This is a genomic window from Pantoea sp. PvP021 (assembly GCF_054056055.1).
Genome location: NZ_JBSRXX010000006.1, coordinates 142,004 through 165,541, shown reverse-complemented (window position 1 = coordinate 165,541; position 23,538 = coordinate 142,004). Strand labels below are relative to the sequence as shown.

Here is a 23,538-nt window from a genome sequence, read left to right as displayed (position 1 = left end):
AACGTCACACTCAGGATGACCGACTGCGCGTACGCGTAAAGGAAAGTTGAAAAATATTTCCAGAAACGCGGCAATTGCAGAACAATGTGAGCCGGCCTGTGATTAGCAATGTTTAAATTTCTCAGGTTACATCCCGGCCTGTCTATAATAAGCTAGCCTGGACTGGAAAAATAACGAATTCAATATGAAAAATTCTTTTTCGCTGGGGCTGTTGCATGTTCAGCCTGAATTAACGGCATTGCAAACGCCTGGCTGTTATTGGGTGACCTGTGCGCGGCAGGATGACGCCCGCACTTTTATTCGACAGGTAATTTCACATCAGCAGGCCGTAACGCTGATCAGCGCTGACCAGCCGCCGCGTGATTTGCTGACGCCCGACCCACCTGGCGGACCCGATCGTATTCCGCTGTTTTCTCTTTCCAAAAGCAAAGGCAGTTTGTTGCAGCTGGAAAGTGATTTTCTGCGCACGCTCGGCAGTAAAAATGGGTTAGTGATATTTAATAGCAACGCCGCGCAATGGGATAAGCTTGATGACGCAGAATTATCCCGCTGGATAAAGGGCATGCGTCAGACGCTGCATAAAAGAAAGCTCACCCTTTTAATCGTGACCTCCGGCACCACAATAATAAATCTGAGTAATCATCTTCAGCGTTATTTTCGTCAGCTGGATGGCGTTGCGCATTTGAGCTTTCAGCAGGATAGCTGGCAGTATCGAATTAACTGGTGGTATGCCGCGGAACGCCTGCTTGCCGATCGGGCAATACGTCTGGGCTGTGAAAATGAGCGATTTTTTACCTTAAATGAAAAGCAGGAACCGCTGAGCCTCAACGATGAGCAGCATTATCTTGCGGACAACATCGTGCTCGAGGGCGCGCCGCCGCTTTCACGCCAGTGGCAACTGTTCGAGGATAATGAGCAGGTCTGGTTGCGGGCGCAGCAGGCCAATGCCGCAACGGTGATTTTCAGCCTGACCCGCAGCGAATATATCAACGAACTGGCGAAGATGGTGCACAGCCTGCGTCGTACACGCGGCAACGGCCTGAAAATTGTGGTGCGCGAGATGGGTGCCAGCCTGCGTTATAGCGACGAACGTCTGCTGCTGGCCTGCGGTGTAAACGCCATCGTCCCGACCAACGCCACAATGTCGCGCTTTCTGACCACGCTGGAGGGCCTTCAGGGACAGGTGTTTAACCGTCGCGTTCCCGCCAGTCTTGAGGCGTTAACCGCTTCGTTGCAGCCTCTGCATGAGAAAGGCTACCTGCGTCTCGATGCCTTCTGTCAGTCAGTCGGCCAGTTGATCAGCAATACCCTGCTGCCGGAAAATGATAAGGGCCTGCTGGTCGCGTTGCGGCCTGTGCCACAGCTTAAGCCTCAGCAAATCCTGACGCTCTGTAAACCGCGCCGCTTTGGCGACCTGGTCACGGTACTGGAAGATCGTGTCATCCTTTTCCTCTCTTCCTGCCGCTATAACGACCTTGATAAGGCATTGAAATATATTTTTTCTCTGCCTCACGACGAGCTGTTTGCTAACCGGATGGTCTGGTTTGAAGATAATCAGATCCTCGCGGAAGTCAGCAATATTAAGAAACTGACGCCGATGGCAATTCAGGATCTGGCTCCGGTATCAGAGATGGCCCGCGCCGCCGTTGAGAGCCGGCCTGAAACACATGAACGCGCTGCACCGCAGCCCATCACTTTACTGCCGGAGAACAAAGCCTGATGAATCTGATGGACTGGGTACAAATTGCGCTACTTATTCTGGTTATCCTGCTGTTTTTAAAGCCATTATATCAAAAATGGCTACCCCGTCGCTGGAACGGCATCATGAATCGTCTGTTGCCAGCGCGCGCGCTTAAATCGGAAGGTCACTGGCAGCGTCAATCCTCTGAAACGGATAGAAAAAATTAATGAATACTGATCAACCCGCGGCGGCCTCCTCTTCCCGCTTCTGGTCCTCCTGGCGCGGACTGGGCGGCTGGAATTTCTACTTTTTACTGAAGTTCGGCCTGCTGTGGTATGGCTATCTCAATTTTCACGCCCTGAGCAATCTGGTGTTTCTCGCCTGGCTGCTTTTTCCGTTACCCTCGGCGCGCCTGCATCGCATCCGCCAGTTGATCTCGATTCCGGTTGGCATCGCGCTGTTCTGGCACGACACCTGGCTGCCAGGACTCAGCAGCATACTCAGCCAGGGCGATCAGCTGGCGGGCTTCTCTGCGGCCTATCTGCTCGACCTGGCCGATCGCTTTATTAACTGGCAAATGGTGGGAGCCGCCTTTGTGCTGCTGGTTCTCTATCTGTTTGTTTCACAATGGGTTCGCATCACGGTGCTGGTTTCCCTGATGCTGATCTGGCTTAACGTGCTGACGATTGCTGGCCCGGCGATGTCGCTGCTGCCGACCCGGACGGCTACGCCACAGGTCGTATTGAATCAGACACCCAGCGGCGGCCAGCCAGCCGCCACGCCGGATGGACTGGAGCAGTCTGCGCCGCCGACCAGCGCGAATCTCACCGCCTGGCTGAACCGCTTTCATGAAAGTGAACGCCAGCGCGTGACGCATTTTCCCGACAATCTGCCTGCCGATTCGCAGCCTTTCGACATCCTGGTGATCAATATCTGTTCGCTCGCCTGGTCTGATATGGATGCTTCTCAGCTGCGTAACCATCCGCTGTGGCAGCATTTCGACATCATGCTGAGCAATTACAACGCCGCAACCAGCTACAGCGGACCGGCGGGTATCCGACTGCTGCGTGCCAGTTGTGGCCAGACCTCGCATAGCGATCTCTATAAACCTGCCGATCCGCGTTGCTATCTGTTCGACAATCTGGCGAAGCTGGGCTTTAAAGAGCAGTTGATGATGGATCACACTGGGGTATTCGGTAACTACCTGAAGGAGGTGCGCGAGGGCGGCGATATTCAGGCACCGCTGATGTCACAGGCGGGTATCGCACCAGAACTGACATCATTCGACGGCTCGCCGGTATTCAACGATGCGCAACTGATGCAGCGCTGGCTGGACGACCGCAGCAAAAGCAGCGATGCACGCAGCGCCACCTTCTACAATCTGATCCCGCTGCACGACGGCACCCGTGAACTCGGCAGCACCAAAACGGCACCGTGGAAACCGCGCGCGCAACTACTATTCGATCAGCTTGATGCCTTTATGACGCAGCTGGAGAAGTCGGGCCGCCGCGTCATGGTACTGGTAGTGCCCGAGCACGGTGCCGCGCTGCAGGGAGACAAAATGCAGATGTCCGGCCTGCGCGATATTCCCAGCCCGGATATTACTCACGTACCGGTGGGCATTAAGTTCGTCGGAATGAAGGCGCCGCATCAGGCTCAGCCATTGAACATTGATGCGCCGACCAGCCTGCTGGCCTTGTCAGAGATTGTGTCGCGCGTCGTAGATGGGCAGGTATTTAATGCCCCGAATGTGAATATGTCGGTGCTGACTGACAAGCTGCCACAGACGCCGGTGGTGTCGGAAAATGACGGTGCAGTGGTGATAATGTATCAGGGCAAACCCTGGATCAGGCTGAACGGCGGCGACTGGGTCGCCTATCCGCAGTAACGCGTAACCGCCGGGTTGCAGAGCCGTGACCCGGCAGTTAAAGGCGGGTCAGGCGCGGCGCCTGCTCCCTGTTGAGCGCGTGGCTGTCGATGGCAGAATAGCGGCCAGTGCCGCCATTCTGCCAGTTATCAGCGCTTCTCCTGAAACGCCTGCCAGGTCAGCAACTGCAGACTGGCAGAAAAGTAGTTCTGATCCGCAGCCAGCTTATCGCTCAGATAGCCGGTTTCATTCAGCGTCAGGTCACGTACCGCCAGCAGCCCGCCCTCAAGATGGTAAGGTGCTGGGGCATTCGCCAGCACGTCGAACCAGGCGGGTGTCAGCATGCGGCTGTAACCCTGCCAGACGCGCTGAAACGGCACCAGTGCCAGACTGTGCGGGTCATACCACCAGATGTTCAGCGGCACGCGAATCGCATCGTAACTGAAGCGGTTCGAGTAGCCGACGGCCGGGGCAACCGAACCGTCGGCATTCAGTGCGACCCAGTCCATTGGCAGCCCGGTTTTGCCAAAGCTCAGCTTACCCAGCAGATCAAAGCCATCGTTAATCAGCTTATCCCAGACCTGAAGATGGCTGTGTTCACCAAACTCGCGCCATGCCTGAAACAGGAAGTAAGAGGGATTGAGCACCACATAACTGACTTTGTTAAAGCCCTGCGCACCCGGCAACATCACGGTGTGGCCGCCAAAGCTCGTGACATCCAGCCTGATAATGGCGCGCTGAATACGGTCAGATTCCTGCTGGTAGCTCTCCACCTGCCATTTCTGTGCAGCACGCTGTAGTGCCCAGGCCAGCAACACATCGCCATCCGCGGCGTTATTCTTGTCGGCGACCGGGTTGTCACTGCCCGGCACGTAGCGCCAGTAAAAAAGCTCGGTCTGCGGATTACGCAGCTGGCTGCGCGTCCACTGCCACAGCCGATCGAAGGTGGCGCGATCGTCGTTGGCCACCGCCAGCAACATGCCATAACCCTGGCCTTCGGTATGACTGACGTTGTTATTGGCGGTGTCAGTGATCCGCCCTTCTGAGGTCACAAAGCGACTTTTAAAAGTCTCCCAGCCGCTGGCACTCGCCTGCGCGCTGCAGGCCAGCAGTAAAACAGAGCAGAGCCAGACCCGCCAGAGTGGATTACGTTTCATTTCCGATCCTATTGATATCGATAGTGCAGCGTGCTGCCATCGTTGAGTTCAAGCGTAACCGGCACAATGCTGCTGCCGCCCTGGCCCTGCAACCAGCCCGAAAAAAGTCCGGCCATCACCGCACCAAACGCCGCCTGCCAGTCAGCTGGAGAGTGGATGTTGTCGCCTGCCGGTAAGGCGTGACAGGCAATCAGCAGCGCCTTCTCTTCCGGCTGAAGCTGCACAAAGCCCCAGTTAAACCGCGCCAGTTGCAGATTGCACTCGCGCTCCAGATCCTGCACGGTACGCGACTCTGGCAAAGGATAGCGGGTCGCCAGCGATTCCCCCATCTTATAGAGAAAGGCTTCCGCCTCCTGCTGACCGGCGTTGGCGATCATCCCGTCAATCAGCACGCTGACCAGGTCAAACCAGCCCGGCTGATACGGATGCGATACCCCCGAATGCTCACTCATTACTTCTCTCCGAACAGGTAACGGACATAGAGCTGTGCGCTGCTTTCGTTGTAGTCACCAAAGGTGTCATAACCCAGCTGGCCGCCAATCGTCACATCTTTATTGAGTTTGTAGTCCGCCCCGGCGTGCAGGTTGTAGCCGATGCCGTTTTTACTGCCGCCGGAGTAGTAAGCGTCTTTCACGCTGCCGCTGGCGGCAAGGGATTCCAGCTCTGACTGCAGGCTGGAATCCGACGGGAAGTACGCGCTCTTATCCTGACTGTAGGTCTGATAACCGGCTGCACCGCCAATATTGACTTTTAAATCGTCAAACTTGCGTGAGAACTCTATCGGGAAGGAGACCGACGCGTAGTTCTGCGGGCTGAAGTAGCCGCCCTGACCGTAGCTGAAATAGCTGAGGTTTTTCGAGAAGTCCATCCAGGACAGGCTCATGCCCACTTTCAGCTCGCGATCCTCAGTGTGGAACGGACGGACGTAGGCACCGGCAGTTGCCTGCAGGTTATTGTTGCTGGCAACATTCTCGCCGAGATAGCTGTACGCGCCTGCACCAGCATAGAAGCCTGCATCGCCATTGTCGTAGCTTAACAGGGCGTTAGCGCCGTTTTTGGTGACGCGACCCCAGCGTTTGCCACTGGTTTTATCTTCTGCGCCGACGTAAGAGAGCAGGCTGTCGGTAATCGCGCGGCGTTCACCGGTCAGGATCAGCGTCAGGAAGTCGGTGAGTTTCGGTGACCACTGTACGCCCCCGACCAGAGTACTGAGATCCTGGCCCAGCGGCGTACTGCCGATATCTACTTTATAGCTGTCGCCCTTTAGCGCCAGATTCAGCTCCACGCCTGAGGCGGTTTGCGAATCGGTGGTGGCGTTCGGCAGGTCATTCACCGTCGCACCGCCTGCAGCGACCACTCTGCCCTGACTCAGCGCATTAGTGCCGAAACGGCGCCAGGCATCGGCTGCGCCACTGCCCGCCGTAAGTGAGACCGGCGTGGCGGTAAAGTCGAGGCGCGCCGTTTCAAACGGCACGGTAGAGAAGGTCAGCGGCGCTTTGGCTTCCGTCAGCTTGCTCAGGCCCGACTCGCCATCACGCCCGCGCACCTGCACCATGCCCTGACTCCAGCTGCCGGTTTTTTCCTGCAGCGAATCTATCATGGTGTCGACGTCGTGCAGAATCTGTGACTGTTGAGCAACGGTTTCGCTGCCCGCGGCCGGTTCGCCCTGCGTTGTCACGCCAGCGGCAACGCCCGCCGGTGCCGCCTGCCACGGCAGCACGGTGCCGTAGCTGGATGGTGAACGTCCCACCGGCGAAGTATCACGGTTGATAAACGGATTATCCGCCAGCGCCAGTCCGCCCACGGTCGGCACGCTGCCAGGCTGCGCGCCCTGCAGGCCAATCATCTGACCGCGCGCTGAACGCAGATAAGCCATCGCCTGAGAATGCTCGCCATTGGCTTCCGCGACCCGCGCCAGCAGCAGCAGACGATCCGGTGTCTGAGTCGTACTGTTAAGGCCGCGACTCAGCTCATTAGCGCGCTGCACATTGTTCTGCGCCAGCGCGACGTTGATGGCCCCGACGCGCGCATCCTGCGTCGGCGTATCCTGGGTCATCAGGTAGTCATAGACCACGCCCGCATCCCGGTTCATCTTGCCGTCCTGGTAGAGACGGGCCATCGCGAACATCAGATCGCGGTTCTGCGGATCCTGCTGCAGTGCACCAATCAGCTTGTCATACGCCACCGCGTACTGACGCTGCTGCCGCAGACGATCCACTTCGTTAATCAGATAGCCATTGCGAATACCGGCCAGTTGCGTTGGTGTACTGCGCGCCTGCAGTTCCGGGTTGCTGAGGAAGCGCTGCGCCTCACTGCCGAGGCCCGCCTGATTCAGTACCGTCATCTGCGCGGCATAATCGCCCGCATTGCCCTGCACGCCACGCTGCAGGTTAGTCCGCACCACCGAAACGGCGCTGGTGAGATCGCCCGCCTGCGCCAGCTTCTGCGCCAGGTTTCCGGCATCAACCGGGTTGGTGGGTGGATTAACCGTGAGCGCCTTCAGGGTATTGGCGGCGGCAGCCGTCGCGCCCTGCGCCAGATACTGGTCGGCCGTGCTCATCTGCAGATTGAAATTAACCCGCTGCGCCAGTTCACGCATCGCCGCCGTCTTCGCGTTAGCGGGAATACGCGACAGCAACGTGCTGGCCTGCTGCCAGCCGCCGCTTTCGCTGGCGTTAAGCGCACCGGCATACAGTTCGCTGGTGCTGGCCCCGTTGCGCATCACCGGCTGCATCACGTTGGCCGCCAGCAGCGTGTCGCCCTGCTGACGATAGAGCCGGGCTAAATCGAGCCGCAGCCAGCCATCCGTGGGATAACGCTGAATACCCTGCTGCAGCGTCGCGATGGCAGCGGCATTGTTACCGGCCGCCAGTTGACGCTTCGCCTGCTGACGCAGCGCATCGGCTTCATTGGCCCGTGGCGTGACGCTCTGGCGTACGCTGTCCGGCAATGCACCCAGCAGCGTGTTAGCTTCGGTGCCCCGATTCTGCTGACGCAGAACGTAGAACAGTCCCTCTTTGGCGCTGCGGTTATCCGCATCGCTTTGCAGAATAGTGCGATAGAGTTGCTCCGCCTGCTGTGGCTGATTGGTGCGGCGCAGCACGTCGGCGCGGAACAGTCTGGCGGCCAGCCCTTTTTCGCCGTCAGCCTGCACCAGCGGTTCGCTTAATGTCAGCGCCTGCGCCGTGTCTCCGCTTTTCAGTGCCTGCTGGGCGCTGGCCAGCTGTGCATAAAAACGCGCATCGTCAGCCTGCTGCTGACGCGATGAACCCTGATCGCCGCCGAGCTGAGCAGACCGCTGCAGATAATCCGCCGCTTCCTGATAACGTCCGGCTCGCTGGGCCACATAGCCCATGCCCGCTAACGCATCGGCATCCTGCGGATTCGCACCCAGTACTTTTTCAAAGCTGGACTGCGCACCGCTGACGTCACCGCTGTTCAGCGCGCTGAATCCGGCCCCTTTTTCTGCGCCGCCGACGTTTTTACGGTAGTAGTCGATGACGGCGGAGTCCTGCGGATGACGTTGCTGCCAGGTCTGATAGAGCGCCGCATCTGACGGCTGCGGACCGAGCCACAGCAGCGCCTGACGCAGTGAGCGGTCGGCATCCTGATTACCGCTCGCCAGCGAACTCAGCACCTCAATGCCTTCGCGACGGGTTGTTTCCTGATAGGTCAGCGCTTTACCCAGCGCCAGCCGTGCGCCGGTGTCCTGCGGATGCTGAGCCGCAAACTGGCGCAGTGCCTCAACCGCCTGCGGCAGCAGCGTACGGTCGCCCGCCATAGTGAGATAATATTCTGCCGCGACGCTGGGTGGTGGCGCATTGCCGCTGAAGGTGTTGCGCCAGGTCTGTAACGCCGCCGGAATATTGCCGCTGCGCGCCTGCTGACGCGCCAGCGCAAGCTGCGCCTGCGGAATGGTCTGCATCTGGCGCGCGTTATCCAGCTCGCCAAGATGCGGATCGTTGGGGGAGACCTGACTCAGACGGGCGCGATACTGCGCCGCCGCCGCAGTGTCGCCACCCTGCTGTGAATAGAGCGCCAGCAGGTAGAGCGCCTGAGTGTTGTTGGGTTCAACCATCAGCACCTTTTGCAGTGAGGCTGTCGCCAGGTCGTCATGCGCTTTCTGATGCCAGTAAGAGGCCTGATCGAACAGCGCCTGCAACGCCGGATTGGCGCTTTCCGCCGCCAGCAGCGGCTGTGACAGGGCCAGCGCACTGCCCAGCAGCAACGCCTTACGGATACCGGCACTTAACAGATTTTTTTTCATTATTATTATCCTTACTTCCTGCCGGAATCACGGTCCTGCTTTGGGTTCAGACGTCGCCAGGCGTGACGCTTCAGCATCACCCAGGCCGCACTGCCCACCAGCGCGGAGAGCAGCATCGCCGCCACCGCCAGCAGCACCGAGTGCTGGTTGGCATACCACACCACCATCATGTACCAGGGCAACTCACCGCTGGGAAACTGCGCGCCGACGCGGAAACTGCGAATGCCGTTTTCATCGGTAATAATCGCGGTATCGCCACGAATGCCGGCGTTAATCTGCGCTGAACTCAAATCGTTATGCAGTCGCAACAGCTGATCGTCGCTGGTTGCCACCGTCATCACCACCAGCCGATCGCGGTTCCATGGCGATCGGTAGCTGAGGAAGCCTCGCCACGCTTCGTTAGAGGAGAAGTAACGATCGGCATCCAGCTGCTGACGACTCCAGTCACCGGTCAGCCAGCCGCGTAATTTTTCCAGCGTGTCGGGCTCTTTCACCCCAAAGGTGCTGCTGGTAGCGTCATAAGGGGAAGCCGCCAGCATCGCCTGGTTAAAGGCGCTGTTGCCGGTGGTGCTCACCGCCAGCAGATCGCTCTGCTGTATGCGCGCCAGATGGGTGCCGCCAGTCGGCAGGCCAAACAGTACCTGATTCTGTGTCAGCGCCAGACCGGTGGCTTTACCAGCCCGCGCCGCCAGATCCAGCAGCGTTGACAGTTCAGCATCGCTGGGCGTTTCCGGCAGCAGCAGCGTGGTCTGGCTGAAATCGGCCAGACGTGAGAACGGGAAAGAGGCACCCACAAAGTAAGAGAGGTTCGGCAGCATGCTGAAGTGACGGGTATGGCTCAGGTCGATCCATGAATCCTCTTCAATCCGGCTCTTGATGTTGTTGTTCAGTAACACACCGCAGGGCGCATCAGCCCGCGGTTTGATATTGAAGTAGAGCGCCAGCTGGTTATCGCCATAGATCAGGTAGGGTTCGAGATTAAGCTGATACTGCTCCTGACGCGCATCACCGCCCAGACGGTGCCAGGCGTTCTCCAGCAGGCCGACTTTGTTCACCGTCAGATTGCGCAGAAAAGTGCCGTTGAGCATGACGTTAAGGAAGGAATTATCCTCATCGATCCAGCTTTCAGACGGGAAGCGATAGTGCAGATTGACCGGCACTGTGTCGCCATCCCACAGGAACAAATCAGGCGCGGCGCGGAAGTTAACACGCAGCGCATCATGCCAGATGCCGCTGCTGGTCAGACTCTGATCTTTACGCAGCAGTTCGCTCAGCCGTACCGGGCGGTCAGTGTTAATCCAGCGTGGTGCATCGTAAGGTTTGCGGTTTGCAATAGTCTGCTCAGGGACCTGCAGTTGACTCTCATCTGTCGTCAGTGGCTGCGTTGTCAGACGGTTCGCCGCCTGACGCAACTGCTCCTCATTGTTGCCACTGACCAGCAGCAATTTGTAAACCGGATTATTGGGATTATCCACCACCTGCAACATCGGACCGTTACTGGCCGGGAAAGTCAGGGTGCCGATCCGGTCACCAGGATGACCAAACAGGATGCCGTTGTGTTCCGGCAGTTCGCCGCGCACCACCGGGAAACGGATGCCGCGATAATCACTCTGAATGCCGAGCCAGGATGTCACCAGTGCCGCCGCGCTGACAGCATCGGCTGAAACATGACTGGCAAAGCCCACCGTCACGGTGGACGCCGTCATCCGCTGAGGATCCAGGAAGGGGCGCGGGAAATTACGCAGGCTGGTGCCGATATTGAGCTTCTGACCCTCAAGGTGCAGCGATGTGTTCGGCAGAATGGTGACCTGATACTGCTGTGCGCTCTCTCTTTCACACAGCAACTTGTCCGCATCATTGATTTTAAAACTCAGATTGTTCGCCGACACCACCATCGCCGCCGGAATATCCAGCTCATAGTCGCTGACATCGCTGTCCGTCGCACCCAGCGGCAGCGTGCCGAGCGGCTGACCATTCAGCATCAGTTGCAGCGACGTATTGCGTGCCGCCAGCGCAGCTGAGACGCGCAGCGTCAGATTAAGTCGCGCATTGGTGATGACTTCATCGCCGGGCAGGGTAAAGGTGATGCCCGACTGAAGCTGACCGCCGGTCAGCGTGATGCCGCGCGACTGGCCCATCTGGGCCACTGAAATAACACTACTGATCGGCTGATTGATGGCAGCCGCGATCGGCGGCTGCGCTTCTGCAACCGGTGCAGCTACCTGACCTGGCGCGTAGGGCAGCGCACTGGCGGCTGCTTCCAGCGCGGGATCGGCACTGCTCAGGCCCTGCGGCAGGGGCACCGCGGACAGCGCGCTGCTGTCCTGGGTTACCGCGCCGGTGGCGGCCATCGGCGCGGTGGTCTGGGCAGAAGCCGCCGCCTCACCGGTCGATGACGCGGTCTGAGGCGTTGAGGCCGCGTCACCGGTCACTGAAGATGGCTGAGTTTGTGATGTCGCCTCGCTACCTGGGGCGTAAGAGGCGTTCACCGGGGGTGCCATGGCATTCGGTGATGCACTCTGAAGCGCCGATGCCGGTGCAGATTCTGCGGACGGTGTCGCAGATGGCGCATTTGCCGCAGGTGACACTGACGGCATTGCAGACTCTCCACCGCTGACCGGGGCGGCTACCTGGTCTGAACCTGCCGTCTGGGTGGAACCATTATTTATGGGTGCCACAGATGCCGCATCGCTGGCCGGAGCCTGATTTGTCGCGGGTGCACTGACGGTGGCATCGGCAGGCTGCGTGGCGGAAACGGCATCAGACGGCATCGGAGCCGGACTGTTTACCGGCGCACTGGCAGGCTGCGTGCTGGAAGCAGCATCAGGCGGCGTCGGAGCCGGACTGTTTACCGGCGCACTGGCAGGCTGCGCGGTGGAAGCAGCATCAGACGGCGTCGGAGCTGAACTGTTTACCGGCGCAGCACTGCTGTTATCAGTAACAACCGGCGTTTCCGCGCCAGCGGGCGTCAGCCATAACGCTGCGGTCAGTGAACTGACCAGCAAAGTTTGCGTCAGGATCTTCATGCCGCCCCATCCTCTTTCGCCGCCGCAGCAACCGGGTCGACATTTTTACGTTTATCGTGGCGGCCTTTCCAGGTCAGCCAGAACAGCTCAAAGACGGTACGGATAATAGTGCCTAGCGAAATCAGCGGGTTGTCCTGCTTATACTCCGGCTGAATCCAGGCATCAGCACGAGCCAGCACCACACGGACCAGTTCGCGACGACGCGCCAGCGGCATCGCCTCAAAGCGCAGACGGATGCTCTCATCATCGCCGGAAATCTGACTGACCGGGATAGTGATCGCGCCGGATTTCAGCAGCAGATCAATCTCTTCAATCTCATCAGTTTCATGACGTCCATCGGGTGCATCAAGCTGCGCGCCGCCCATCGAAAGGTTGCTGGTCTGGGTGCGCGATGAAATGCCGCTGGCGTAATGAATAATCGCCGGGATTTGCACTTCAACACGGATGGTTTTACGCACCTGCTTGGTTTCGCGCGCCACGGCAATTGCCGCCATCAGAATGATCAGGCTGAAGATCGCCCAGCCGACGTTGAGCGCGATAACGTAAGGATCGACGCCAAAATAGTCATGCATCACGGCGCGCACCACGCCGGCTACAATGCCAATGCCCAGCAGCAGCGCCACAATCACATGCGGACGCACGATGTGGAAATCGAAGAAGCCCTGATCCAGCACGCCGCCTTTATCGGTCACGTTAAACTTGCCATGTTTTGGCGACAACAGGGTCAGAATGGTCGGGATTACCAGATGGAAGCACATCACCGTCTCATAAATTTCACCCCAGAAGGTGTAACGGAAACGGCCATTCATCCGTGAGTTAACGTAGAGCGACATCACCAGGTGGGGCAGCACATAGGCAAAGATCAGCGAGGCCGATGAGTGAATAATATTCAGGTTAAACAGCAGGTAAGCCAGCGGTGCGGTCAGGAAGGCAACGCGTGGCAGGCCAAACTGGAAATGCAGCATGGCGTTGAGATAGCAAAGACGCTGCTGCCACTTCAGGCCACGGCCAAACAGCGGATTATCGACGCGGAAAATCTGTGTCATGCCACGCGCCCAGCGGGTACGCTGAATGATATGCAGGCCCAGACGTTCTGTTGCCAGACCGGCAGCCAGCGGGATCGACAAAAAGGCTGAGCCCCAGCCCAGTCGCTGCATTTTCAGGGCGGTGTGTGCATCTTCGGTCACGGTTTCAACGGCAAAACCGCCAATCTCTTCCAGCGCTGAACGACGGATCACCGCACAGGAGCCACAGAAGAAAGTGGCATTCCAGTTATCATTACCCTGCTGCACCGGGCCATAAAACAGCGAGCCTTCGTTTGGAATGCTGCGTGCGGCGCGCAGGTTACGCTCAAAGGGATCGGGAGAATAGAAGTAGTGCGGCGTCTGTAGCAGCGCCAGCTTCGGATCTTTCAGGAACGGTCCGACCGTCGCCTGCAGGAAGGTGCGCGTCGCCACGTGGTCGCAGTCGAAGATGCAAATCAGCTCACCTTTGGTGATTTTCATCGCATGGTTGAGGTTCCCGGCTTTGGCATGTTTATTGTCGTCACGGGTGATATAACCCACGCCGACATCCGCCGCAAAGCGGGCAAACTCGCTGCGCTTGCCATCATCCAGCAGATAGACCCTGATTTTGTCACGCGGGTAGTCGATACACTGCGCCGCGAGTACGGTGTCGCGCACCACATCAAGACTTTCATTGTAGGAAGGCACATAAATATCGACCGTCGGCCACAGGCTGGTGTCGTCCGGTAAGGGTTCAATCGTGCGTTTTAATGGCCAGGTGGTTTGCAGGAAGCCAAGAATTAAGATCAGCCAGACGTACAGCTCCGCCAGATATAAGCCAATGCCTAAGATAGCTTCAACTTCGGAATTAAAGTGCAGCGTCTCGGTGGTCCGCCACCAGATATAGCGGCTGGACATCAGCGCAGAGAGAACCACCATCACCACCGTTATTTTGCGGCTCTTGCTGAAACCCAATAAAAACATCATGCCGATGCTGATCAGACCAAAAATATACTGTTTCTGGCTGTCCATTGGCGTAATGATGATCACCGCCGCAACGGGTGCAAGCACCAGCAGCAGCAGGTAAAACCCGATTTTACTCATGATTCACCCTGAGAAGAGCTATGTAAGTCAGTCGCCTGGCGGAAGCCGACTAAAAGTGGTTTGTGCGGATGGGAGCCTGAACTTCGCCATTACCCACGGTGATATTCAGAATGCTGCTGACCCTTTTCGCGATCAGTTCAATATCAAATGCCGCTGCGGAGGCGGGACTGAAATCGTAAACAGACTGCTGCGAAGCATTGGCTTCACCCACACTTTCATCGCGGTGAACCACGCCCAGTAAATTATCGCCCAGGCGCTGCTGCATAAACGCGGTGACATCGCGATTGATATTCCGGCGGTTGTCACACTGGTTAAGGATAAAATAGTGACCCTGCTTATTATTGAGCGGTTTACCGATCATCCGGTTCTCTTCAATCTGCGGTAATAACGATACTGATGCGGTATCGGCTAACATCACCACTAAATGCATATCGGCCAGCGTCGTCATTGCTTTAAGGGCGGGGCCTGGGCCTGGCGGGAAATCAGCCACGATCACCAGACCGGGATAATTGAGCACCGTATCCAGACCGCGCTTAATAAAGTGGGGATCTTTCATCAGGTTCTCTTCGAACCGTTCGCGCTGCGGCTCCGTGACATCGCCATAGGGCAGCACAAAGATATTGCCGCCGGTGGTGAGGATCGACTGGCTCCAGTCCGCCTGCTCTTCTGAGCGCGCCACAAATCCGCGGCCATCATGAAGCGGCACGCCAAAGTGAAGACGCAGTGCATTCTGCACATCAAAATCAATCGCCAGAACTTTGCTACCGGAACGCGCCAGACTCCAGGCCAGATTCGCCGCCAGCGTGGTTTTCCCCACGCCCCCCTTCGGCGAGCACACACAAACTAATGGCATAGCGCAATCTTCTCCAGTAACGGTTTGAGTAAGGTTTCTTTCGGCAGATTAATCTCGCGCGAGCGGAACAGCGCACCAAATCGTCCTGGCTCAGAATGGGTGGCGGTAGGTGCGACGACGGGCTGAAGCTCCGCCACGGTGGCAGGCCGGACCGGCTCAGCACGCAGCGGGGTCGCAGGCTCAGCCACGGCCACTTTTTGCAGTGGCGGCGGTGGCGGAAAGAGTGATGAAGGGCCGCGTTCAGTCGTGCTGGTTGCTGGCAGGTTACTGCCTGACAGGCTATCGAGAATCGAGGTGCGAGCTGCCATTGCCGGTTGCGCAGTGAGTGCGGCATGTCGTGCCGGTGCCCCAGGCGGTGGAGCCGTAAACTCATCACCACGCAGCGGCTGAGGTTGCGGCAGGTCAATACGCTCGCCGCCGCCAAACGGGGTCTGATGTTCTTCTTTCGCCAGCTGGCGAATCAATGCCCATTTACTGTGTTCCGCCGCTTCCTGCGTCTGGCCAGACATATCTTTAAAGTCGATGTCGAGCGTTTGCGTTTTCTCTTTAAAACGCTGCAAATCATCGTAATTATTCTTCATTGGCCATGGCCTGCAACAAGGTGGGAATTTTCCTGGAATATAACACATCCCTTTAATATCAGTCAGAAAAACCTGATTACAAAAAAAGCAATTTCAATCAAATTGTTTAATCATAAAGATTCAATAGTGGCGGAAAAAAGCCTTTGCTGAGTCATTACCGCTGATAATTAATAAGTAATACTTAAGTTAAATTCATTAGCCCTGTTTTAATAATTTTTCTGAAAATACCGCTCTTACAACCTCTGGCACTGCCAGGCTGACTCCTGTAAACAGCGTTTCAAAGAGCGTTCAGGCTGCCGCAGGCGCAAAACAATCGCATTTCTGCCATAAGTGATTGATGCTCTTTATCTTTTTTCACTGCAAATATCGCCAGAAGGAAAACAGGTTAAGACTGATAACGGAAAAAGAGGAGGAATAACCAGAAAGTGCTCGCTGACCTGCCAGCAGTGCGGCTTGCAGCTGAGTTGAGATAAAAAAAGGCTTCAGAAAAGAGCCTTCGGCTGGGGAGTTAAGATCGCGAACAGGCTCAGGCGGGCATACGCCTTACGCAAAGACGCAAAAGACGCCATCCCTGGCAGGCTCAGCGCGGGCGATTACGCACCTCATCCCTGAGGGGCGCCCGTAGCCGGGCCAACGCGTTGCGTTGTTCAAAAACGCTCCCGGCGTTTTTAGTACGCACCTCATCCCTGAGGGGCGCCCGTAGCCGGGCCAACGCGTTGCGTTGTTCAAAAACGCTCCCGGTTTTTTTAGTACGCACCTCATTCCTGAGGTGCGCCCGTAGCCGGGCCAACGCTTTGCGTTGTTCAAAAACGCTCCCGGCGTTTTTGTCCGGGGGGCGCAAAGTTTTGCTACAGGCCTGTGCTCCCATCGCTTTCAATTTTGTGCGGTCTGTAAACACCAGAATGCGCTGCCAATCCTCAGCTGACCTTTTCTGCCACGCCGACCGGTTGATTCTCATCCTGATCAACCGCGAAGCAGGCAATCTCCTGTCCGCCATAGTTTTTCAGCTTCGGCTGCAACTGCACGCAGGTGCCAAAACGTCGGTGGCAGCGCGCATTAAAGGCGCAGCCCGGCGGTGGATTGAGCGGGCTCGGCAGCTCGCCGGTCAGCTTAATGCGCTCACGACGGTCGTCTGGATTAAGCCGCGGCGTCGCTGACAGCAAAGCCTGAGTATAAGGATGGCGCGGGTTGGCAAAAATCGCCTCTTTGCTGCCCTTCTCAACGCACCGGCCGAGATACATCACCATCACCTCATCGGCAATGTGTTCCACCACCGACAAATCGTGCGAGATAAAGACATACGAAAGCCCCATATCCTGCTGCAGATCCATCATCAGGTTAAGCACCTGGGCACGCACCGACACGTCGAGCGCCGAAACCGGCTCATCGGCAATCAGGACGTCCGGATCGAGCATCAGCCCACGTGCGATGGCGATACGCTGACGCTGCCCGCCTGAGAACATGTGCGGGTAGCGGTCGTAGTGCTCGGTTTTCAGGCCGACTTTTGCCATCATCTCCAGCGTCTTCTCGCGGCGTTCCGCGCGGGTCAGCTGGGTATTAATCACCAGCGGCTCTTCCAGAATCTGGCTTACTTTTTTACGTGGATTGAGTGAGCCGTACGGGTTCTGGAACACGATCTGGATTTTCTGGCGACGCAGCTTCTGCGCCTGGGGATCATGTTTCAGCAGATCCTGACCGTGCCAGTAAAGCTGCCCTTCGGTCGGGGTTTCAATCATCGTCAGCAGGCGGCCCAGCGTGGATTTACCACAGCCTGACTCGCCTACCACCGCCAGCGTTTTGCCGCGTTCCAGATTAAAAGAGACGCCATCCAGCGCTTTGACCAGACGCTCCTGACCAAACAGCCCCTTCTTCACCGGGTAGTGCTTCTTCAGATCAATCGCCTGCAGCAGGAACTGATCTTTAGTGGTTTCATGACTCATAAGTTGGTCTCCCGGCATCGTCCAGCGGATAGTGACACTTGGACTGGCGTCCTGGAATGGTGCGCAGTTCAGGTTCTTCCTGACGACAAAGGTCAGTCGCATAGGGACAGCGTGGATTAAGCAGACAGCCAATCGGGCGGTCATACTTGCCCGGTACCACGCCAGGCAGCGAAGCCAGGCGTGCTTTATCGGCCGCGAACTCCGGCAGCGCACGCAGCAGCGCCTGCGTATAAGGATGGCGCGGCGCCTTAAAGATATCGGTCGCTTTACCGCTTTCCACCACCTGACCGGCATACATCACGATAATGTGGTGCGCCGCTTCTGCCACTAACGCCAGATCGTGAGTAATCAGGATCAGCGCCATGTTCTCCTGCCGCTGCAACTCCAGCAGCAGTTCGATGATCTGCGCCTGAATGGTCACGTCGAGCGCCGTGGTCGGCTCATCGGCGATTAACAGCTTAGGCCGACAGGCGATCGCCATGGCAATCATCACACGCTGGCTCATGCCGCCCGACAGCTGGTGCGGATAGACATCGAGCCGTGACGCGGGATCGGGAATACCAACCTGATTCAGCAGGTCGATCGCCCGCTGACGCCGGGTGCGTTTATTGCCGCCCTGATGCACCTTGATCGCTTCCATGATCTGGAAACCTACGGTGTAGCAGGGATTCAGGCTGGTCATCGGGTCCTGAAAAATCATCGCCACTTCGGCGCCCACCAGCTGGCGGCGCTCACGTTCGGAGATGTTCTGCAGGTCGCGCTGGTTGAACTCCAGCTTCTCAGCCATCACCTTGCCGGGGAAATCGATCAGCCCCATGATCGCCAGGGAACTCACCGATTTACCAGAGCCGGACTCGCCCACGATACCCACGACCTGGCCCTGCTCAACCTGATAACTGATGCGGTCAACCGCGCGGAACGGTGCTTTATCGTCGCCGAAATGCACCGATAGTTTGTCTACATTTAATAACGCCATCTCGGTGCCTCTTTACTGCTTGAGTTTCGGGTCGAGTGCATCACGCAAACCATCGCCCATCAGGTTAAATGCCAGCACGGTAAGCAGAATGACCAATCCAGGGAAGGTCACTACCCACCAGGCACTTTGCGCATACTGCAGGACGTCGGAGAGCATCGTGCCCCACTCCGGCGTTGGCGGTTGCGCACCCATACCGAGAAAGCCCAACGCCGCCATATCGAGAATGGCGTTGGAGAAACCTAATGAAGCCTGCACGATCAGCGGTGCAAGGCAGTTAGGCAGAATATTCACAAACATCTGGCGCAGCATACCGGCACCGGCCACGCCTGAGGCGGTCACATAGTCGCGGTTCACTTCCACCAGCACCGCCGCGCGGGTCAGACGGATATAGTGAGGCAGCGCCACAAAGGTCAGCGCGATGGAGGCGTTAACGATCGAGGGGCCAAAGATGGCGACCAGCACCAGCGCCAGCAGCAGGCTGGGCAGCGCCAGCATGATATCAACGACACGCATGATGATGGCATCGACCACGCCGCCGAGATAACCGGCCAGCAGGCCAAATATCACGCCGAAAATCAGTGACAGCACCACCACCAGACAGCCAACCAGCAGCGACAGGCGCGCGCCGTACATCAGACGCGACAGCACATCGCGGCCTACATCGTCGGTGCCCAGAATGTAGCTCCAGCTGCCGCCTTCCTGCCAGACCGGCGGATGCAGCAGCGCATCGCGGAACTGCTCAGCAGGGGCATGCGGGGCCAGCACATCGGCAAAAATGGCGCACAGCAACACAATGATGATGTAGACCAGGCCCACAACGGCGCCCTTGTTACGTTTAAAGTAGTGCCAGAATTCCTGAAACGGGGTCATCGGCTTGGGTGCAACGGTAACGCTGCCGGGATCAACAACAGACATGATGCCCCCTTATTTCTTATGACGTATGCGCGGGTTAACCACGCCATACAGCAGATCAACCAGCAGGTTGACCACAATAATCAGTACTGCTGTCAGCAGCACCCCGCCCTGCACCACCGGATAGTCACGGCGCTGCAACGCTTCAATCAGCCAGCGACCCAGGCCCGGCCACGAGAAGATGGTTTCGGTCAGAATCGCCCCGGCCAGCAAGGTGCCGACCTGCAGGCCGATCACCGTAACCACCGGCAGCATGGCGTTTCGCAGCGCATGCACCACGATCACGCGCATCCGCGTCAGGCCTTTGGCACGCGCAGTACGGATGTAATCTTCACCCAGCACTTCGAGCATCGCCGATCGCGTCATTCGCACAATCACCGCCAGCGGAATGGTGCCGAGCACGATGGCAGGCAGGATCATGTGCATCACCGCATCGTGGAAGTCGCCCGGCTCCCCCCAGAAGAAGGTATCGATCAGCATAAAGCCGGTCAGCGGCATGGTGTCATCCAGGAAGACGGTGTCGCCGACCCGCCCGGAAACCGGCGTCAGGTTGAGCTGTACCGAGACCAGCATGATCAGCATGATGCCCCACCAGAAGATCGGCATGGAGTAGCCGGTCAGTGAGATTCCCACGGCGGTGTGATCGAAAATCGACCCCCGCTTCACGGCAGCCATGACCCCAACCGGGATACCAATGGCCACGGCAAATATCATGGCGCAGATGCCGAGTTCCAGCGTCGCTTTGAAGCGCGGAACAAACTCATCCCAGACCGGGATGCGGCTCTTAAGTGAAATGCCCAGGTCACCATGTAATACGCCGTTAATGTAGTTCAGGTACTGTTTCCACAGAGGCTGATCCAGACCTAACAGCGCCATTAACTGTGCATGGCGTTCAGGAGAAATACCGCGTTCGCCCGCCATGATCAGTACCGGATCGCCGGGGATCATGTGAACAAATGCGAAGGTGAGTAATGTAATACCGATAAACGTTGGGATGACAAGGCCCAGACGTCGGAGTATGAACTGCAGCATAATCCGGGTTCTCTCTTGTCCGCGCGACCGTCGCCGCGAGGGTAGTTATTGCTTACATCTGACGATCGGGTAGGCCCGACCGCGACGCAGACAGGCTGCGCCTCTACCGTTTCCAGTAAAACAGGGAGATAAAGCCGGGGCGACGCGCAGCCGCCCCGGAAAAGGCGACAATTATTCTTTAATGTCTACCTGAGCAAAGTAGTGTCCGCCCAGCGGATCGACTTTGTACCCGGAGACTTTCTTGCTGACCGGTTCGTATACCGTTGAGTGCGCGATCATCAGCGCCGGTACCTGGTCATGCATCACAACCTGTGCCTGCTTGTAGTACTCGATGCGCTTCGCCTGATCGGCGGTGGCGCGAGCTGGCTGAATCTGATCCTCAAAGGATTTATCACACCAGCGCGAGTAGTTAGAGCCATCTTTTGCCGCTGAACAGCTGAACAGGGTGGCCAGGAAGTTATCCGGATCCCCATTGTCGCCGGTCCAGCCCATCATGACGGTCTGGTGCTCGCCTGCTTTGGCGCGCTTCAGATATTCGCCCCACTCGTAGGTGACGATTTTGGCTTTGACGCCAATCTTCGCCCAGTCGCTCTGGATCATCTCAGCCATGCGGCGCGCATTCGGGTTGTAAGGACGCTGAACCGGCATTGCCCACAGGTCGATTGAGAAGCCGTCTGCCATGCCCGCTTCTTTCAGCAACGCTTTGGCTTTCTCAGGATCGTAGGCGTAGTCTTTTACGTCGTCGTTATAGCCCCACATCGTTGGTGGGATCAGGTTTTTAGCAGGCTGACCTGCACCCTGATAAACGGCTTCGATAATCGCCTTTTTGTTGACCGCCATGGTCAGTGCCTGACGCACTTTCAGGTTATCCAGCGGTTTTTTCTCAACGTTGTACGACAGATAGCCGACGTTCAGGCCAGCCTGCTCATACAGGTTGATGTTTTTGTCCTGCTTCATACGCGCGATGTCAGCCGGGTTTGGATAGGGCATGACCTGACATTCGCCCTTCTGCAGCTTGGCGTAACGCACTGAAGCATCCGGGGTAATGGAGAAGACTAAGCGATCAATTTTCGGCTTGGTGCCCCAGTAATCCGGGTTAGCTTTGTAAAGGATGCGCGAATCTTTCTGGTACTGCAGCAGCTGGAACGGACCGGTACCGACCGGATTCAGGTCGACATTTTGCGGGGTGCCCGCTTTCAGCATGTTGTCAGCGTACTCTTTCGACAGAATCGAGGCGAAGTCCATGCCAAGGTCAGCAAGGAACGGCGATTCAGGACGCGTCAGCACAAAGCGCACGGTGTTCTCGTCCACTTTTTCAATTTTGCTGATCAGCTTCGGCATGTCCATGCCTTCGAAATATTCGTAGCTGCCGCCGGAGACGCCGTGATAGGCGTTGTTTTTATCCAGCTGGCGCTCAAAGGTGAACACCACATCATCCGCATTAAAGTCGCGCGTCGGTTTGAAATCTTTGGTGGTCTGCCACTTCACGCCTTTGCGCAGGTGGAAGGTGTAAGTTTTACCGTCTTCACTGACATCCCACTTCTCTGCCAGCGCAGCGTGCAGTTCGGTGGTGCCGATAGTGAACTCAACCAGTCGGTTGTAGATCTGACGTGAGCTGGCATCGTAGGTGGTGCCCGAGGTGAACAACTGCGGGTTAAAGCCTTCCGGAGAACCTTCAGAACAGTAGACCAGGGTTTTTGCCTGAACACCGGCGGCGACAGTCATAGCAATCAGGCTCAGACCGACCTTCAGCATCCCGGATTTAGCCAGGGAGTTGATCATGCTTTTGCTCCATTGTGATGTGATGTTGTGTGTATTGCCCGACCTCTGATTTTTTTATGCGGTTCAGGCGTACCACCGAACAGGTGGTTAAAGCACGCTACGTTTTTTTTGTTTTTTCTTATGCAGATGGTGCATTCAGAAAATTCCGTAACTGTGCGTTTATTGACGCATCAATTTGTCAACAGTTGCAAAGAACGTCAATACAACGGTTACTTATTTACACAGAGTGTGAGGGATAGCATGCAACGGTAATAAAAACCCTTTCGGCCTAAAAGCCATACAATGCACAGCGCTGCTGGTCTGATTTCCGTGCATTGTGCTGGATGGCTGTTCTATCGCTAGTGATTCTCACCGCTAAAAAACTTAAAACTTTTACCGGCAAATGTTGAATAACTGAACGATTCACCGTGCGTTATGACGTTCATCCAGCGGAATATGCTGGTAAAGAAGCATAAGAAATCAGCATGTTGCCGCTTTCGGTCATAAGAAGAATGTGTCGCGAATTATGATCGCATCTCTTATATGGCAAGGCCTGCCAGCGGGTAAGTGATGATAACAACGGCTGGTAAACAGAATGCGCGGTGGATGGGGTTAACTGGAACTTTCTGGAAGGTGACAGCTGAGGTTTGGATCTGTCAGCCGTCTGAGGCTCCCAAATAAGTACCTGATGCGTCTGCCAGACGTGAAGCGAAGGGAGCATACGCCTGGAGCAAAGCATCGCGCCGCCCGGATAAAAACGCCGGGAGCGTTTTTGAACAACGCAAAGCGTTGGCCCGGCTACGGGCGCACCTCAGGGATGAGGTGCGTAATCGCCTGCGTTGAGCCTGCCAGGGATGGCGTTTTTGCGTCTTTGCGGAAGGCGTATGCTCCCTGAAGCCCACTCAGCGGTAATAATGTGAATGCTTAGCGGTCAGATCGAGACTGCTTCGGGAACACGGTCAGATCGGAAAGGCGCTTAAACCATCCATGGACGCTCGGCCCACGCCGTCCATGGCGTGGGACGCTTTCCTCCTCTGCCCGTGTTCCCTTCGCCTTGAGATTGTTCATTGCTGTCAGCGTCACTCGGGTTTGGATCTGTTAGCCGTCTGAGGCTCCCAGCGTCTGCCTGGCGTATGCTCCCTGAAGCCCGCTCAACGGTAAATCCGTACCTTTCATCCACTTTTATACAGACGAAAAAAAACCTGTCTTTTCAGACAGGTTTCTTAAATATGGTCGGCGAGAGAGGATGACTCTGCTCTGCGAGCAGCGCCCTTCGGGCCGTTGCTGAAGCAACGTTGTCTCGCTACGCTCGGCTCAAACCTCCTTCGGAGGTTCTCATCCTCTTTTCTTCAGACGAAAAAAAACCTGTCTTTTCAG

General features: G+C 57.0%; 15 protein-coding genes and 1 other RNA gene. 3 read left to right on the top strand and 13 right to left on the bottom strand.

Features of this window, described 5'->3' with window-relative positions; all coding sequences use genetic code 11:
- Positions 1-184 precede the first annotated feature (184 nt).
- From bcsE to bcsG, 3 genes are read left to right on the top strand one after another with little or no spacing between them, the layout of a single operon-like run.
- Entirely contained in the window at positions 185-1,720 is a 1,536-nt protein-coding gene (gene bcsE / locus ACVKSX_RS16700) for a cellulose biosynthesis protein BcsE (protein WP_284672749.1), read from the top strand.
- Positions 1,720-1,908: a cellulose biosynthesis protein BcsF gene (gene bcsF / locus ACVKSX_RS16695; RefSeq protein ID WP_010257418.1), complete on the top strand. Its 189-nt coding sequence runs from the start codon at positions 1,720-1,722 to the stop codon at positions 1,906-1,908. Before bcsE ends, bcsF begins: the two co-directional genes overlap by 1 nt.
- Positions 1,908-3,569 carry a cellulose biosynthesis protein BcsG gene (bcsG, locus tag ACVKSX_RS16690; protein ID WP_031590333.1) on the top strand — a complete coding sequence of 554 codons (1,662 nt, stop codon included), beginning with the start codon at positions 1,908-1,910 and terminating at the stop codon, positions 3,567-3,569. The genes bcsF and bcsG overlap by 1 nt, the downstream gene beginning before the upstream one ends.
- A gap of 128 nt (positions 3,570-3,697) precedes the next feature.
- On the opposite strand, the gene ACVKSX_RS16685 is transcribed toward bcsG, so the two are convergent.
- The 13 genes from ACVKSX_RS16685 to ACVKSX_RS16625 all read right to left on the bottom strand — a co-directional run bounded on the left by ACVKSX_RS16685 (position 3,698) and on the right by ACVKSX_RS16625 (position 23,521).
- On the bottom strand, positions 3,698-4,705 hold the full coding sequence (locus tag ACVKSX_RS16685) for a glycosyl hydrolase family 8 (protein WP_031590334.1): 1,008 nt from the start codon (positions 4,703-4,705) through the stop codon (positions 3,698-3,700).
- An 8-nt stretch (positions 4,706-4,713) separates the two neighbouring features.
- On the bottom strand, positions 4,714-5,157 hold the full coding sequence (gene bcsD / locus ACVKSX_RS16680) for a cellulose biosynthesis protein BcsD (protein ID WP_033767602.1): 444 nt from the start codon (positions 5,155-5,157) through the stop codon (positions 4,714-4,716).
- Positions 5,157-8,972 carry a cellulose biosynthesis protein BcsC gene (locus ACVKSX_RS16675; RefSeq protein WP_354439219.1) on the bottom strand — a complete coding sequence of 1,272 codons (3,816 nt, stop codon included), beginning with the start codon at positions 8,970-8,972 and terminating at the stop codon, positions 5,157-5,159. Before ACVKSX_RS16675 ends, bcsD begins: the two co-directional genes overlap by 1 nt.
- An 11-nt stretch (positions 8,973-8,983) precedes the next feature.
- Positions 8,984-11,998 carry a cellulose biosynthesis cyclic di-GMP-binding regulatory protein BcsB gene (gene bcsB, locus ACVKSX_RS16670; RefSeq protein ID WP_354439217.1) on the bottom strand — a complete coding sequence of 1,005 codons (3,015 nt, stop codon included), beginning with the start codon at positions 11,996-11,998 and terminating at the stop codon, positions 8,984-8,986.
- Positions 11,995-14,106, bottom strand: a complete 2,112-nt coding sequence (bcsA, locus tag ACVKSX_RS16665) for a UDP-forming cellulose synthase catalytic subunit (protein ID WP_010671648.1) — start codon at positions 14,104-14,106, stop codon at positions 11,995-11,997. Before bcsA ends, bcsB begins: the two co-directional genes overlap by 4 nt.
- 49 nt (positions 14,107-14,155) lie before the next feature.
- On the bottom strand, positions 14,156-14,959 hold the full coding sequence (gene bcsQ, locus ACVKSX_RS16660; protein WP_022624838.1) for a cellulose biosynthesis protein BcsQ: 804 nt from the start codon (positions 14,957-14,959) through the stop codon (positions 14,156-14,158).
- Positions 14,950-15,540 (bottom strand): cellulose biosynthesis protein BcsO, encoded by a 591-nt coding sequence (gene bcsO, locus ACVKSX_RS16655; protein WP_060681435.1) that lies wholly within the window; start codon positions 15,538-15,540, stop codon positions 14,950-14,952. Before bcsO ends, bcsQ begins: the two co-directional genes overlap by 10 nt.
- A gap of 917 nt (positions 15,541-16,457) precedes the next feature.
- On the bottom strand, positions 16,458-17,480 hold the full coding sequence (dppF, locus tag ACVKSX_RS16650; protein WP_010671644.1) for a dipeptide ABC transporter ATP-binding subunit DppF: 1,023 nt from the start codon (positions 17,478-17,480) through the stop codon (positions 16,458-16,460).
- Positions 17,470-18,456: a dipeptide ABC transporter ATP-binding protein gene (gene dppD / locus ACVKSX_RS16645; RefSeq protein WP_010257423.1), complete on the bottom strand. Its 987-nt coding sequence runs from the start codon at positions 18,454-18,456 to the stop codon at positions 17,470-17,472. The genes dppF and dppD overlap by 11 nt, the downstream gene beginning before the upstream one ends.
- A 12-nt stretch (positions 18,457-18,468) precedes the next feature.
- Positions 18,469-19,371, bottom strand: coding sequence for a dipeptide ABC transporter permease DppC (dppC, locus tag ACVKSX_RS16640; protein WP_010671643.1), 903 nt, complete (start codon positions 19,369-19,371; stop codon positions 18,469-18,471).
- A 9-nt stretch (positions 19,372-19,380) separates the two neighbouring features.
- Complete coding sequence (dppB, locus tag ACVKSX_RS16635; RefSeq protein ID WP_010257427.1) at positions 19,381-20,400, bottom strand: dipeptide ABC transporter permease DppB; 1,020 nt, start codon at positions 20,398-20,400, stop codon at positions 19,381-19,383.
- A 171-nt stretch (positions 20,401-20,571) separates the two neighbouring features.
- Positions 20,572-22,182 (bottom strand): dipeptide ABC transporter periplasmic-binding protein DppA, encoded by a 1,611-nt coding sequence (gene dppA / locus ACVKSX_RS16630; protein ID WP_010671642.1) that lies wholly within the window; start codon positions 22,180-22,182, stop codon positions 20,572-20,574.
- A gap of 1,209 nt (positions 22,183-23,391) precedes the next feature.
- Positions 23,392-23,521, bottom strand: a non-coding RNA gene (locus tag ACVKSX_RS16625) — RtT sRNA.
- Positions 23,522-23,538: the final 17 nt, after the last annotated feature.